The organism is Pseudomonas versuta, from assembly GCF_001294575.1.
Taxonomy (GTDB): domain Bacteria; phylum Pseudomonadota; class Gammaproteobacteria; order Pseudomonadales; family Pseudomonadaceae; genus Aquipseudomonas; species Aquipseudomonas versuta.
Genome location: NZ_CP012676.1, coordinates 4,198,401 through 4,212,407, shown reverse-complemented (window position 1 = coordinate 4,212,407; position 14,007 = coordinate 4,198,401). Strand labels below are relative to the sequence as shown.

Below are 14,007 nucleotides of genomic sequence, written 5' to 3'. Positions count from 1 at the left end.
CATGGAGTGCGTAATGCAAACCTTGTTCCCGCAGATCAAACCCTACGCCCGGCATGAACTGGCAGTGGAAGAGCCACACGTGCTCTACATTGATGAAAGTGGCTCCCCGGACGGCTTGCCGGTGGTGTTTGTCCACGGGGGGCCGGGATCTGGTTGCGATGCCAACAGCCGCTGCTATTTCGATCCCAACCTGTACCGCATCATCACGTTCGATCAGCGCGGTTGCGGGCGTTCGACTCCCCACGCGAGCCTGGATAACAACACGACCTGGGATCTGGTGGCCGACATGGAGCGGATTCGTCTGTTCTTGGGCATCGACAAATGGGTGCTGTTTGGCGGCTCGTGGGGCTCGACGCTGTCGCTGGCCTATGCGCAAAGCCATCCGGACCGGGTGCACGGCCTGATCCTGCGCGGGATCTTTCTGGCCCGGCCACAAGAAATCGAATGGTTCTACCAGTCGGGGGCAAGCCGGATCTTCCCGGATTACTGGCAAGATTATGTGGCGCCCATTCCAGAGGAAGAGCGTCATGATCTGTTGGGGGCTTTTCATCAGCGTCTCACCGGCAACGACCAGATTGCCCAGATGCATGCGGCCAAGGCGTGGGCGACCTGGGAAGGGCGTGCCGCTACCTTGCGCCCTAACCCGCAGGTGGTCGACCGCTTCTGCGAGCCGCACCGGGCCTTGTCGATTGCCCGGATCGAGTGCCATTACTTCATGAACAGCGCGTTTCTGGAGTCCAACCAACTGATCCGCGACATGCACAAGATTGCCCACTTGCCGGGTGTGATCGTGCACGGTCGTTACGACATGATTTGCCCGCTGGACAATGCCTGGGAGCTGCATCAGAACTGGCCCGACAGCGAGCTGCAAGTGATTCGCGATGCCGGGCACGTGGCGTCTGAGCCCGGTATTACCGATGCGCTGGTGCGTGCAACTGAGCAAATGGCCCGCCGTCTGCTGCGTTTGCAGCCCGACGAAGCATGAAGGGGCTGTTACAACGCGTCAGTGGCGCACGGGTAGAGGTCGGCGGGGAGATTGTCGGTTCAATTGATCAGGGCTTGCTGGTGCTGGTTGCTGTCGAGCCGGGTGACACCGAGGCGAATGCCGCCAAGCTGCTGCACAAATTGCTTAATTATCGGGTTTTCAGCGATGAGGAAGGCAAGATGAACCTGTCGCTGGCCGACATCAACGGCGGTTTGCTGCTGGTTTCACAGTTCACCCTCGCCGCCGATACCAAAAGCGGCCTGCGCCCGAGTTTCTCCACGGCAGCGCCCCCTGCGCTGGCCGAGGCGCTGTTCAATCACCTGCTGAGCGAAGCCGCACGCCTGCATCCGACCGTCGAATCGGGTCGCTTCGGAGCCGATATGCAGGTGCATTTAGTCAACGACGGCCCGGTTACATTTTTGTTAAGTACCTAAAAGCTCAAAAAATCGCATTTTCGTCCGAAAACAGGGGGTTTTAGCGAGAAATACTTGCTGTGACTAGATGCGTTGTAACGCGGCCTACTAGATAATCCTGCGCTACATAGAGTCTTGTCCTACTGTCTTGGGGAATCATTCATTCCTTTGGCTGTCGGAAGAGTGCTCGCCAACCTGGCATAAAGATCGCTGGCCGTTGGTTTCATCATCTGTTTTCGGCGAGGTTTGCTCGTGATTGTTAGTCCAATTAATGCACCAAAAAGGTCTGCCAAGCGGTTGCGCAACGCACTGGTGACGGGCTCTGCGCTCTTTTGCTTGTTCGGTGCGGGTCAACTGTGGGCATTTAGTCTGGATGACGTGGCGGCTGAGGCGAAGACCCTGGCTGAACAGAAATACCAAGCGCCACGCAGTAATCTGCCGAACGAATTCCGCGACATGAAGTTCGCGGATTATCAAAAGATTCAGTTCAACCGCGACAAAGCCCAGTGGGCAGGGGATAAAACCCCTTTCAAACTGTCCTTCTATCACCAGGGCATGCATTTCGACACGCCGGTGAAAATCAATGAAGTGACTGCCACCAAGGTCGAAGAGATCAAGTACGACCCGAGCCGTTTCACCTTCGGTGACGTCAAGTTCGACCCCAAGGCCACCGAAAATCTCGGCTGGGCCGGTTTCCGCGTGCTGTATCCGATCAACAAGGCGGATAAGCAGGACGAAATCATGACCATGCTCGGCGCGAGCTACTTTCGCGTAGTGGGCAAAGGGCAGATCTACGGTCTGTCGGCTCGTGGCATGGCAATCGACACGGCATTGCCATCGGGCGAAGAGTTCCCGCGCTTCACCGAGTTCTGGATTGAAAAGCCCAAGCCCAATGACAAGCATCTGGTGATTTTCGCCTTGCTCGATTCGCCACGTGCGACCGGTGCTTACCGCTTTACCCTGCGTCCAGGCATGGACACTGTGGTCGACGTCCAGGCGCAAATGTTCCTGCGTGACAAAGTGGGCAAGCTGGGCATCGCTCCGCTGACCAGCATGTACCTGTTCGGCGCCAATCAGCCGTCCAAAGTCCTCAACTACCGTCGCGAACTGCACGATTCGTCGGGCCTGGCGATCCATGCCGGCAATGGCGAGTGGATCTGGCGTCCGCTGAACAACCCGAAACATCTTTCGGTCAGCAACTTCTCGGTCGAAAACCCGCTGGGCTTTGGCTTGCTGCAACGTGGCCGCGACTTCAGCCACTATGAAGACCTCGACGACCGCTACGACAAGCGCCCAAGCGCCTGGATCGAGCCAAAAGGCGATTGGGGCAAGGGCACTGTAAACCTGGTGGAAATTCCGACTGCTGACGAAACCAACGACAATATCGTTGCGTTCTGGAGCCCGGAAAAACAGCCTGAGCCGCTTAAACCGTTTGATTTCGCTTACCGCATGCACTGGACCCTGGATGAGGCTGCCCTGCACCCGACTGACAGCGCGTGGGTCAAACAGACCCTGCGTTCGACTGGCGACGTCAAGCAGTCCAACCTGATCCGTCAGCCAGACGGCAGCGTGGCGTACCTGGTCGACTTCGAAGGCCCGTCGCTTGAGAAACTGCCTGAAAATGCACCCGTGCGTAGCCAGGTCAGTGTTGGCGACAATGCCGATCTGGTTGAAAACAGCGTGCGCTACAACCCTGAGACCAAAGGCTGGCGCCTGACCCTGCGGATGAAAATCAAAGATCCGAGCAAGGCCACGGAAATGCGTGCGGCACTGGTCCAGGATGTAGAAACGCCGGCGGCCAAACCTGCAGCCCCTGTTACCAAAGCTGAAAAAGCTGCGGCCAAGGCCAAGGACAAGCAAGAGCACAACGCCAAGGACGCCAAGGCGCCTGCGGCCGAAGCTGCCCCGGCCACGCCGGAACCGGTCAAGACTGAGAAAGTGTTGACTGAGACCTGGAGCTACCAGTTGCCCGCCGATGAGTAATGCTCAAGCCCGGCCAGACTCGCTCGGCGAGTATCTGGCGCATTTGCCACTGAACGATGAGCAGCGCGCCGAACTGGCGAGCTGCACCTCGTTCGCCGAGTTGCACGCGCGTTTGTCGGCACAGACCGACATCGATGCCGCCGAGGCCGCCCAGGCTTCGGTGGGCACGCGTCTGAACCTCAGTTCGGCAGCTGAACTCGAGGAAGCAGAAATGCTCGCCCTCGACGCCAGCGGCCGGGTGATGCTCAAGGCGACGCCGCCGATTCGTCGTACCAAAGTGGTACCCGAACCGTGGCGGACCAATATCCTGGTTCGTGGCTGGCGCCGTTTGACCGGGCGCAGCAACCCGCCCAAGCAACAAATCGACGAGCGCGTGCTGCCCAAGGCCCGCTGGCGTACGGTGGGTTCGATCCGCCGTTACATCCTGTTGGTCCTGATGTTGGGTCAAACCATCGTCGCCGGCTGGTACATGAAAGGCATCATGCCGTATCAGGGCTGGGCCTTCGTCGACCTCGAAGAAGTGCTGCACCAGCCGTTGCTGCAGACGGCGCAGCAAGTACTGCCCTATGCCTTGCAGACCAGCATCCTGATCTTGTTCGGGATTCTGTTCTGCTGGGTGTCGGCAGGTTTCTGGACGGCCCTGATGGGTTTTCTGGAACTGCTGACAGGGCATGACAAATACCGAATTTCCGGCAAAAGTGCCGGCAATGAGCCGATCCCGGAGCAGGCACGCACAGCGTTGGTCATGCCTATTTGTAACGAAGACGTAACCCGCGTGTTTGCGGGCTTGCGGGCTACCTACGAATCGGTCGCGGCCACGGGTGATCTGGATCGCTTCGACTTCTTTGTTCTGAGCGACAGCAACGACCCTGACATCTGCGTCGCCGAACAACAGGCCTGGCTGGATGTGTGCCGCGAAACAGAAGGCTTCGGGCGGATTTTCTATCGCCGTCGCCGTCGCCGTGTGAAACGTAAGAGCGGCAACCTGGACGACTTCTGTCGTCGCTGGGGCGGTGATTACAAGTACATGGTGGTGCTCGACGCAGACAGCGTCATGAGCGGCGAATGCCTGACCAGCCTGGTGCGCTTGATGGAAGCCACGCCAGACGCCGGCATTATCCAGACCGCGCCACGTGCGTCGGGCATGGACACTCTGTATGCGCGGATGCAGCAATTTGCGACGCGGGTATACGGGCCGCTGTTTACAGCCGGTTTGCACTTCTGGCAGCTGGGTGAATCCCACTACTGGGGCCACAACGCGATCATCCGCATGCAACCTTTTATCGAACACTGCGCCCTGGCGCCGTTGCCGGGTAAAGGGGCTTTTGCGGGGGCGATCCTGTCCCACGACTTCGTTGAAGCCGCATTGATGCGTCGTGCCGGTTGGGGCGTATGGATTGCCTACGACTTGCCGGGCAGCTATGAAGAACTGCCGCCAAACCTGCTGGACGAACTCAAGCGTGACCGTCGCTGGTGTCACGGCAACTTGATGAACTTCCGCCTGTTCCTGGTCAAGGGCATGCACCCGGTTCACCGTGCGGTGTTCCTGACGGGCGTGATGTCGTACCTGTCGGCGCCGTTGTGGTTCTTCTTCCTGCTGCTGTCGACGGCCCTGCTGGCGGTCAACACGCTGATGGAGCCGCAGTACTTCATGGAACCGCGCCAGCTTTATCCGCTGTGGCCACAATGGCACCCGGACAAGGCCGTGGCGCTGTTTTCGACCACCATCGTGCTGCTGTTCCTGCCTAAATTGCTCAGCATCATTCTGATCTGGGCCAAGGGCGCCAAAGAGTTTGGTGGCAAGTTCAAAGTCACGTTGTCGATGTTGCTGGAAATGCTGTTCTCGATGCTGCTGGCACCGGTGCGCATGATCTTCCACACCCGCTTTGTACTGGCTGCATTCCTTGGCTGGGCGGCGACCTGGAACTCGCCACAACGCGACGACGACTCCACGCCATGGAGCGAAGCCGTACGCCGGCATGGCCCGCAAACCCTTCTGGGTGCGGCCTGGGCTGCGTTGGTGCTGTGGTTGAACCCAAGCTTCCTGTGGTGGCTGGTGCCGATTGTCGGTTCGCTGATGCTGTCGATTCCGGTGTCGGTGATTTCCAGCCGGGTCAAGCTGGGCCTCAAGTCCCGTGACGAAAGCCTGTTCCTGATTCCTGAGGAATACGCACCGCCACGTGAGTTGTCGGCTACTGCCGAGTACACCCATGAGAACCGCTACCGCGCGCTGCATGACGGCTTTGTCCGGGCCGTAGTTGATCCGCAGCAGAATGCCTTGGCCTGTGGCCTGGCAACTTCGCGTCACCGTGAGGCCGAACCGATTGAATGGTTGCGGGCCGAGCGCGTGCGCCATGCAATCAAGGTCGGACCTCAGGGTCTGAACAACAATGAGCGCATGGCGCTGTTGAGCGACCCTGTTGCACTGGCGCGCCTGCATGAGCTGGTGTGGAGCGAAGGTCACGAAGACTGGTTGAACGCCTGGCGTGAATCGGTCGCAGCTGACCCTCACGCACCCTTGTTGCCATTACAACCTGCTGCTTGATCTGACGTGAGCAGCCTGCTCCTGCTTTTGCAGGAGCGGGCTTGCCCGCGATAGCCCGGGCCGTATCGCCGGCAAGCCGGCCCCCCACAGATCACTCCCTGCCAGCACCCCCCCCCCCGCCTGTCACGCTTTTCTATCTCAAAACTCGTCTCATAACCCCTCTGTGAGTTAGCATCCGTCTCCGAATGGGTGAGTGCCCGGCTTTATTGGCTTTTTGAATCGGGCCGGCCGTTGGCCAACACCTTTATAAGCAGGTCGAGGGGGAGTTGATGATGAAGAAGTTTCTGTCAAAACTGCTGTGTGGTGTCACTGCACTGCTGGCGGTGAGCGCCGCTCATGCAGGCGCAATCGAGGACGCGGTCAAGCGCGGTACGTTGAAAGTGGGCATGGACCCGACCTACATGCCGTTCGAAATGACCAATAAACGCGGTCAGATCATTGGCTTCGAAGTCGATCTGCTCAAAGCCATGGCCAAGTCCATGGGCGTCAAACTGGAACTGGTGTCCACCGGCTATGACGGCATCATCCCGGCCCTGATGACCAACAAGTTCGACATGATCGGCAGCGGCATGACCCTGACCCAGGAGCGCAACCTGCGCCTCAATTTCAGCGAACCCTTCATTGTTGTGGGCCAGACCCTGCTAATTCGCAAGGAGCTGGAAGACAAGGTCAAATCCTACAAAGACCTGAACGACCCGCAATACCGCCTGACTTCGAAGATCGGCACCACGGGTGAAATCGTCGCCCGCAAACTGATGTCCAAAGCCCAGTACCACGGTTACGACAACGAACCGGAAGCGGTACTGGACGTGGTCAACGGCAAGGCTGATGCGTTTATCTACGACGCGCCTTACAACGTTGTGGCAGTCAACAAGTTCGGTAACGGCAAGCTGGTGTTCCTCGACAAGCCATTCACCTACGAGCCGCTGGCCTTTGGTCTGAAGAAAGGCGACTACGACAGCATCAACTACATCAACAACTTCCTGCACCAGATCCACGAAGACGGCACCTACGATCGCATCCATGACAAGTGGTTCAAAGACACTGCCTGGCTCAAGGACATGGAATAAGGCTGTTTTTCAATCGCGAGCATTGGCGTTATCCCCTGTAGGAGCGAGCTTGCTCGCGATTGACGGCCTCCCTAGCGACACAAAACGTGGAACCTGAAAGTGATCAAACAGAAAAAACCCCAGTGGCCCTGGCATGTATTGACCGTGCTGGTGCTCATCGGTCTGGCGGGCGGTTTGTACTACGCCACCTCGCTGATGTCCTACGAATGGCGCTGGAATCGTGTCCCGCAGTACTTCGCCTACCAGGCTGAAGAAGCCCAGCGGGCAGCAGAAACTTCGACCGTGATTGAGCTGGTGCGCAAGGGCGACAACACCGAAGTGGTATTGAAAGGCGATGATGGCGCTGAACAGCGTCTGACCGTTGCCGACAACAGCCTGCAATTGGCCGAGGGCGACGATGTGGCCGAAGGCGACGTGGTGGGCGTCAATCGTCATTGGGCAGCTGGGCCGCTGCTTTGGGGCTTGTGGACCACCGTCTGGCTGTCGCTGGTATCGGGTGTGTTGGGCTTGCTGATCGGTCTGGCCACAGGGCTGTGCCGGTTGTCGAAAAACCCGACCCTGCGCGATCTTTCGACCCTGTACGTCGAACTGGTGCGTGGCACACCGCTGCTGGTACAGATTTTTATCTTCTACTTCTTTATTGGCACCGTGCTCAACCTGTCCCGCGAATTTGCCGGTATTGCCGCGCTGTCGCTGTTTACCGGTGCGTATGTGGCCGAAATCATACGCTCGGGCGTGCAGTCCATCGCCCGCGGGCAAGACGAGGCGGCGCGCTCGCTGGGCCTCAATGCCAGCCAGTCGATGCGCCACGTGGTACTGCCGCAGGCCTTCAAGCGCGTACTGCCGCCGTTGGCCGGGCAATTTATCAGTCTGGTAAAAGACACCTCTCTGGTGTCGGTGATTGCGATTACCGAGCTGCTTAAAAGCGGCCGTGAAGTCATCACCACTTCGTTTTCGCCGTTCGAAATCCTGTTCTGCGTGGCGGGCCTGTACCTGTTGATCAACCTGCCGCTGTCGCATTTGGCCAGCCGGCTTGAGCGGAGGCTTGCGCAAAGTGATTGAAGTTCGCGAACTGGTAAAAGTCTTCGATACCCGCGGGCAGATCGTCCGCGCGGTAGACAATGTCAGCACCACAGTCGCCAAAGGCGAAGTGCTGGTGGTGATAGGGCCTTCGGGTTCGGGTAAATCGACCTTTCTGCGCTGCCTGAACGGGCTGGAAGAATTCGACTCCGGTTCGGTCAGCATCGACGGCCTGGACCTGGCCAACCCGAAAACTGACGTAAACGCTTATCGGCGTGAAGTCGGCATGGTGTTCCAGCATTTCAACCTGTTCCCGCACATGACCGTGCTCGAAAACCTGTGCCTGGCGCAGAAGGTCGTGCGCAAGCGCGGCAAGGCCGAGCGTGAAGCCAAAGCCCGTGCGTTGCTGGAGAAGGTCGGAATCGGGCAGAAGGCCAATGAGTACCCGTCGCGGCTCTCGGGCGGCCAGCAGCAGCGCGTGGCGATTGCCCGTGCGCTGGCGATGGAGCCCAAGGTGATGCTGTTCGACGAACCGACCTCGGCGCTAGACCCGGAAATGGTCGGCGAAGTACTGGACGTGATGAAGACCCTGGCCCGCGAAGGCATGACCATGGTCTGCGTGACCCATGAGATGGGTTTTGCCCGTGAAGTGGCCAATCGCGTGCTGTTCTTTGACCACGGCAAACTGTTGGAGGATTCCGCCCCGGAAGACTTCTTCAACTCGCCCAAAGACCTGCGGGCCCAGGCGTTTCTGCGCCAGGTGCTGTAACCCTGTAGGAGCGAGCTGGCTCGCGAGCTTTTTCTAAATCGCTGCGAAGAGCTCGCGAGCCAGCTCGCGCCTACAGATCCTTCATACCTTGAAGCGCCCCACCAGCGTTTGAAGATGCGTTCCCAGGCGGGCCAGCTCAGTGCTGGACGCTGCCGTCTCTTCACTGGCCGCCGCCGTTTGCTCTGACACATCACGCACATTCAGTACGCTGCGATTAATCTCTTCAGCCACGGCGCTTTGCTGTTCGGCTGCCGCGGCGATCTGTTGATTCATGCCCTGAATGGTCGAGACCGTGCGCGTAATACTGCCCAGGGCTTCGCCTGCGCGGCGGGTGAGTTCAACGCTGCTATGGGTCAGGGTGCGACTGCTGTCCATGCTGCTGGAGGCTTGCCGGGTGCCGCTCTGCAGGCCCTCAATCAGCGCTTCAATCTCCTCTGTGGATTTTTGCGTACGTTGCGCCAGGCTGCGCACCTCGTCGGCAACCACCGCAAAACCGCGTCCTGCTTCACCGGCCCGTGCGGCCTCAATGGCGGCATTGAGCGCCAGCAGGTTGGTTTGTTGGGCGACAGACTTGATGACATCGAGCACGCTGCCAATCTTGTCGCTTTCACGCTTGAGGTGGTCCATGGCCTCGGAGGACTGCCCCACTTCGACCGCCAGTTTCTCGATCTGGGCAATTGCCTCGCCGACCACTTTGTCACCCTCGCGGGCTTGCTGGTCGGCGACAACGGCGGCTTCTGATGCCTCTTCGGCATTGCGTGCCACCTCCTGCACGGTTGCCGCCATTTCGTGCATGGCGGTAGCCACTTGATCGGTTTCGACTTTCTGGCTGTTGACCCCGGCGCTGGTTTGTTCGGTCACGGCCGAGAGTTGTTCGGCGGCGCTGGCAATCTGGGTTATGCCATCGCTGATTCCGCCAATCAGCTCGCGCAGACTGCGGGTCATCCTTTGGATCGCTTGCTGTAGCTGGCCCAATTCGTCGCGGCGATCGGTCTGAATGTCATGGCTCAGGTCGCCTGAGGCGATCGACTCAACGGTTTTGAGCGTGCGCTGAAGCGGTATGACGATCTGTCGGGTAATGACCCAGGCAGCAATGATGCCCAGTATCAGCGCCAGCAACGCACAGCTGAAGAGCAGGATTTGGGCCTGTTGGCTGTCCTGGTCGCGTTTTGCAGTTTGCAGCGTTGAAAGTTTCTGGCTCAGATCGATCAGGGCGCTGCCCTGCAGCTGCATGCGCGTCAGCGCCCGGGCGTTATCGACTTGAGCATCGCCATAGGCGGTCACGGCTGTCCGATAGTTTTGCATTGCTTGCTTGGCTTGCTGCATGCGGGTGAGGTGTTCTTCGGGGAGTCTGGCGGGCAGGCTGTCGAGCTCTTTGAGTGCATTGTCGATGGCGTCCAGAGCCGGCTGCCCGGCTTCGGGGTTGGCGCTATAGGTGTAGCCACGCACCTGGAACCGGGCTTGTTGCAGCAATTTTCCCAGTTGAATCACGCTGTTGAACTGCGCCAGGCTGTCGCCTTGCAGCAAAGCTTTTTCGACTTCTGCAACGCTGGCAACGGCACTGTCAGCCGTACTGCCGAGCTGTGCACGGCTGGCTTCGCGAGCCTGAATGGCCAGGCCGGAATCGGCGAACGCCCGTTTGTATTCAGCCACTGCGCTGAGTTGTTGCTCGACCAGTGCCAGCTCCGCCTGATCGGTGAGCTGCTTGTGCGAAAGCTGTAGCGCCTGGTCCAGTGCGGCCAGTTGCTCATTTACCTCTGCGTTGCCTTTCTCACCCTTGTCCCGCTCATAGTCCAGGCGCGCAATTCGCAGGTCCTTGGTCAACCCGATGATCTTTGAGATGTTGGCCAGCTTGTCGCCGCGGTCGATCACCGAAACCAGCCCCCTCCAACCGGTAGCAGTAATCAGCACTGTTAAAACCAGCACCAGCCCAAACCCGAGACTCAGTTTGCGGTTAACGCTGATGTTGCCGAGCAGTCGGGCCAGTTGACGGTACATGGTGAGGCTCCTTTACGGCGCAGATCGCAAGACGCCAAGCAGACCATCGCTTTACGGTCTTTATGGGTAACAGGGCATCGGCGCGCGGGAGCAGAACTGTAGGGCGGGTACTGAATGTGTGATGCAGGTCGCAAGTGCTATGGCACAACCCTGTAGCCGCTGACGAGGTACGAGGCTGCGATAAGGGCCGCAGGGCCTTCAACCCCGGGGCCTGCTGCGCCGTCCATCGCAGCCTCCTACCTCGTCAGCGACTACGTGGCCGGTGTCAGAACAGCCGGGCGAGAAGGGCGGTGACGGCAGTTTCGACCCGCAATATGCGGGCGCCGAGTTGCACCGGTTGCAGGCCGGCTTTGGCCAGCAGGTCGATTTCGTAAGGGATCCAGCCGCCTTCCGGACCGATGGCCAGGGTCACCGGTTCACTCAGGCCGCGCGGGCAAGGGGGGTAATCACCCGGGTGGCCAACCAGGCCCAATGTGCCTTCGACCAGCTGTGGCAGGCGGTCTTCGACAAACGGTTTGAAGCGTTTTTCGATGACGATTTCAGGCAACACGCTATCGCGGGACTGCTCGAGCCCCAGAATCAGCTGTTCACGAATCGCTTCAGGTCCCAGGAACGGCGTCTGCCAAAAACTCTTTTCGACCCGGTAACTGTTGACCAACACCACTTTCGGCACGCCCATCGAGGCGACAGTTTGCAGCACCCGGCGCAGCATTTTCGGGCGTGGCAAGGCCAGTAACAGGGTCAGGGGAAGTTTCTCGGGCGGTGGCTGGTCGAGGCTGTGGATAACCAGTTCGGCTTCCTTGGCCTCAAGGCGTACCAGTTCGGCGCTGCCCATCAACCCGCCGATGCGCCCGACCCGCAGGCTGTCGCCTACGGCGGCGCGGTGAACGTCCTGCATGTGGGTCAGACGCCGGTCGCGCAGGATCACGCGGTCGGTGGCAATGAAATCAGCCTCTTCGAGGAGCAGCAGGTTCACGCTTGCGGTGCTGGCGGCTGGGCGTCGCTGCCAGGCTGCTCGTCCGGGTGATCGCCACGTTTGTTTTTGCTGATCAGGCTGCCAAACAGAATGCCGATTTCAAACAGCATCCACATCGGGATTGCCAGCAGGGTCTGGGAGAAGATGTCCGGCGGCGTCAGAATCATGCCCACCACGAAGCAGCCGATGATCACGTACGGCCGGATCTTGCGCAGGTATTTGACGTCGACAATGCCGATCCATACCAGCAGCACCACTGCCACCGGGATTTCAAAGGCCACGCCAAAGGCAAAAAACAGGGTCATGACGAAATCAAGGTAGCTGCTGATGTCGGTCATCATGGCGACGCCTTCCGGTGTCGCGGCGGCAAAGAACTTGAACACCAGCGGGAACACCAGGAAGTAGGCGAACGCCATGCCGGCGTAGAACAGGAAGATGCTGGAAACCAGCAGCGGTACGGCAATGCGCTTTTCGTGCTTGTACAGGCCGGGTGCGATAAAGCCCCAGATCTGGTGCAGGATCACCGGAATCGCAATAAACAGCGACACCATCATGGTCAGCTTGAGCGGCGTGAGGAACGGCGATGCCACGTCGGTGGCGATCATCGTGGCACCCACCGGCAGGTATTCACGCAACGGCGTGGAAACCAGGGTGTAGATCTGCTGGGTGAAGGCGAACAACCCGATGAAGATCAGAAAAATCGCGGCGATGCAGCGCAGCAGGCGGGTGCGCAGCTCGGTCAGGTGCGATACCAGCGGCATCGGCTGGTCGTGTTCAGTCTTGTCGCTCATGCGCTTAGGGGGCTCGCGGTGGCAGGGTTGAGTCGTGAGGCGCTGGCGTTTGGTGCGCAGGCTCGGACCCGGTCTTGCTCAGGTTGATCGGAGCAGGGCCCGGCGGCTCTGCAGGCACCGGTTGCTCAGGCGTTGCTAGAGGCTCGGTCGGCACAGCAGGTGCCGGCGGTTGAAGCGGGGCCAGAATTTTCTTGGCCTCTTCTTCCATCGACAGGATGTGCTCGTTATGCAGTTGCCGACGAATTTCGTCGGCGCCGATTTCACGCTCAACTTCCTGTTTGATCGCATTGAAGCTGCGTTTCAAGCGGCCGATCCACAGGCCCGCCGTGCGTGCTGCCCCCGGCAGGCGCTCGGGGCCGAGCACCAACAGGGCCACTAGGCCAACGAGCAGCAGTTCACTGAAGCTGATACCGAACATTATTTTTGGCTCACACGTCTTTGCGGGTCGGCTCTTCGACTTTTTGCGCCTGCACGTCAATAGTGTGCGGCTCGTTCAGGGTCGAAGTGGTGTGTGGCTGCGGGGCGGCCGTTGGCTGTGCAGGCGGCACTACCGGCTCGGCAGGCTTCTCGTCGTCGTTCATGGCTTTGCGAAAGCCCTTGATCGATTCGCCCACGTCAGTACCCAGGTTTTTCAGTTTTTTGGTGCCGAAGACCAGGACCACGACTACCAGAATGACGATCCAGTGTTTCCAGTCAAAAATGCCCATGATGAATTCCTTGCTAAATAAGTTTAAGCGGATGGCCGCGAGGCTTTTTCCACGTGGCCGGAGGTGCCGATGCGGCGCTCCAGCTCATCCAGTACGGCCTGAGGATGCTGACCCAGCTGGGCAAGCATGATCATGCTGTGGAACCATAAATCGGCGGTTTCGTAGATCACATCGCTGCAATCCCCGCTGATGGCCGCATCCTTGGCTGCGATGATGGTTTCAACCGACTCTTCGCCGACCTTCTCCAGAATCTTGTTCAAACCCTTGTGGTACAGGCTGGCGACATACGAACTGTCCGGCGAGGCGCCTTTGCGCTCTTCGAGTACCCGGGCAACGCGGCTCAATGTGTCAGTCATGGGAGTGTCCTGCGTGATAGATGGCGTGCGGGTCTTTAAGCACCGGATCGACGGTCTTCCAACCGGCGTTTTCGTACACGCGATAGAAGCAGCTCTGACGGCCTGTATGGCAGGCGATATCACCGATTTGCTCAACGGTCAAAATGATGACGTCAGCATCACAGTCCAGGCGCATTTCATGCAGTTTTTGCACGTGGCCTGATTCTTCACCCTTGCGCCACAATTTGCCACGCGAACGTGACCAGTAAATGGCACGGTTTTCGGCGGCGGTCAGGCTCAGGGCTTCGCGGTTCATCCAGGCCATCATCAAGACGCGCCCGGTTTTATGGTCCTGGGCAATCGCCGGCACCAGGCCGTCGCTGTCCCATTTGATTTCGTCCAGCCAGTTGTTCAT

Annotated in this window: 14 protein-coding genes and 1 pseudogene; 7 read left to right on the top strand and 8 right to left on the bottom strand. The window is 59.2% G+C overall.

The genetic code is table 11. The annotated features are described in order from the left end of the window. Positions 1 to 13: 13 nt before the first annotated feature. The 7 genes from pip (at position 14) to AOC04_RS18800 (ending at position 8,785) form a co-directional block, all read left to right on the top strand. Complete coding sequence (gene pip, locus AOC04_RS18830) at positions 14 to 985, top strand: prolyl aminopeptidase (protein WP_060696029.1); 972 nt, start codon at positions 14 to 16, stop codon at positions 983 to 985. Then, on the top strand, positions 982 to 1,419 hold the full coding sequence (dtd, locus tag AOC04_RS18825; protein WP_060696027.1) for a D-aminoacyl-tRNA deacylase: 438 nt from the start codon (positions 982 to 984) through the stop codon (positions 1,417 to 1,419). Before pip ends, dtd begins: the two co-directional genes overlap by 4 nt. 276 nt (positions 1,420 to 1,695) lie before the next feature. Then, entirely contained in the window at positions 1,696 to 3,381 is a 1,686-nt protein-coding gene (locus AOC04_RS18820; RefSeq protein WP_171970587.1) for a glucan biosynthesis protein G, read from the top strand. Continuing rightward, a complete protein-coding gene (gene mdoH / locus AOC04_RS18815) occupies positions 3,374 to 5,926 on the top strand; it encodes a glucans biosynthesis glucosyltransferase MdoH (RefSeq protein WP_060696024.1) in 2,553 nt (850 codons plus the stop codon). Before AOC04_RS18820 ends, mdoH begins: the two co-directional genes overlap by 8 nt. Positions 5,927 to 6,198: 272 nt before the next feature. Beyond that, entirely contained in the window at positions 6,199 to 6,996 is a 798-nt protein-coding gene (locus AOC04_RS18810) for a transporter substrate-binding domain-containing protein (RefSeq protein ID WP_003438717.1), read from the top strand. A 102-nt stretch (positions 6,997 to 7,098) separates the two neighbouring features. Then, positions 7,099 to 8,058, top strand: coding sequence for an amino acid ABC transporter permease (locus AOC04_RS18805; protein ID WP_369826398.1), 960 nt, complete (start codon positions 7,099 to 7,101; stop codon positions 8,056 to 8,058). Beyond that, positions 8,051 to 8,785, top strand: coding sequence for an amino acid ABC transporter ATP-binding protein (locus tag AOC04_RS18800; protein ID WP_060696992.1), 735 nt, complete (start codon positions 8,051 to 8,053; stop codon positions 8,783 to 8,785). Before AOC04_RS18805 ends, AOC04_RS18800 begins: the two co-directional genes overlap by 8 nt. A gap of 81 nt (positions 8,786 to 8,866) precedes the next feature. On the opposite strand, the gene AOC04_RS24540 is transcribed toward AOC04_RS18800, so the two are convergent. The 8 genes and pseudogenes from AOC04_RS24540 to hisI form a co-directional block, all read right to left on the bottom strand. Then, entirely contained in the window at positions 8,867 to 9,571 is a 705-nt protein-coding gene (locus tag AOC04_RS24540) for a methyl-accepting chemotaxis protein (RefSeq protein ID WP_397457322.1), read from the bottom strand. A gap of 198 nt (positions 9,572 to 9,769) precedes the next feature. Further along, positions 9,770 to 10,783: pseudogene (locus AOC04_RS24535) on the bottom strand (methyl-accepting chemotaxis protein); the annotation flags it as partial. A 265-nt stretch (positions 10,784 to 11,048) separates the two neighbouring features. Then, a complete protein-coding gene (locus AOC04_RS18790; RefSeq protein ID WP_060696020.1) occupies positions 11,049 to 11,759 on the bottom strand; it encodes a 16S rRNA (uracil(1498)-N(3))-methyltransferase in 711 nt (236 codons plus the stop codon). Beyond that, positions 11,756 to 12,550 (bottom strand): twin-arginine translocase subunit TatC, encoded by a 795-nt coding sequence (tatC, locus tag AOC04_RS18785; RefSeq protein WP_060696018.1) that lies wholly within the window; start codon positions 12,548 to 12,550, stop codon positions 11,756 to 11,758. Before tatC ends, AOC04_RS18790 begins: the two co-directional genes overlap by 4 nt. Before the next feature lie 4 nt (positions 12,551 to 12,554). Next, positions 12,555 to 12,968: a Sec-independent protein translocase protein TatB gene (gene tatB / locus AOC04_RS18780; RefSeq protein ID WP_060696016.1), complete on the bottom strand. Its 414-nt coding sequence runs from the start codon at positions 12,966 to 12,968 to the stop codon at positions 12,555 to 12,557. A gap of 10 nt (positions 12,969 to 12,978) precedes the next feature. Continuing rightward, complete coding sequence (locus tag AOC04_RS18775; protein WP_019825245.1) at positions 12,979 to 13,257, bottom strand: twin-arginine translocase TatA/TatE family subunit; 279 nt, start codon at positions 13,255 to 13,257, stop codon at positions 12,979 to 12,981. Positions 13,258 to 13,280: 23 nt separating this feature from the next. Continuing rightward, positions 13,281 to 13,613 carry a phosphoribosyl-ATP diphosphatase gene (locus tag AOC04_RS18770; protein ID WP_003438737.1) on the bottom strand — a complete coding sequence of 111 codons (333 nt, stop codon included), beginning with the start codon at positions 13,611 to 13,613 and terminating at the stop codon, positions 13,281 to 13,283. Beyond that, the gene (gene hisI / locus AOC04_RS18765; protein ID WP_060696014.1) at positions 13,606 to 14,007 is read right to left on the bottom strand and encodes a phosphoribosyl-AMP cyclohydrolase; all 402 of its coding nucleotides are present in this window, start codon (positions 14,005 to 14,007) and stop codon (positions 13,606 to 13,608) included. Before hisI ends, AOC04_RS18770 begins: the two co-directional genes overlap by 8 nt.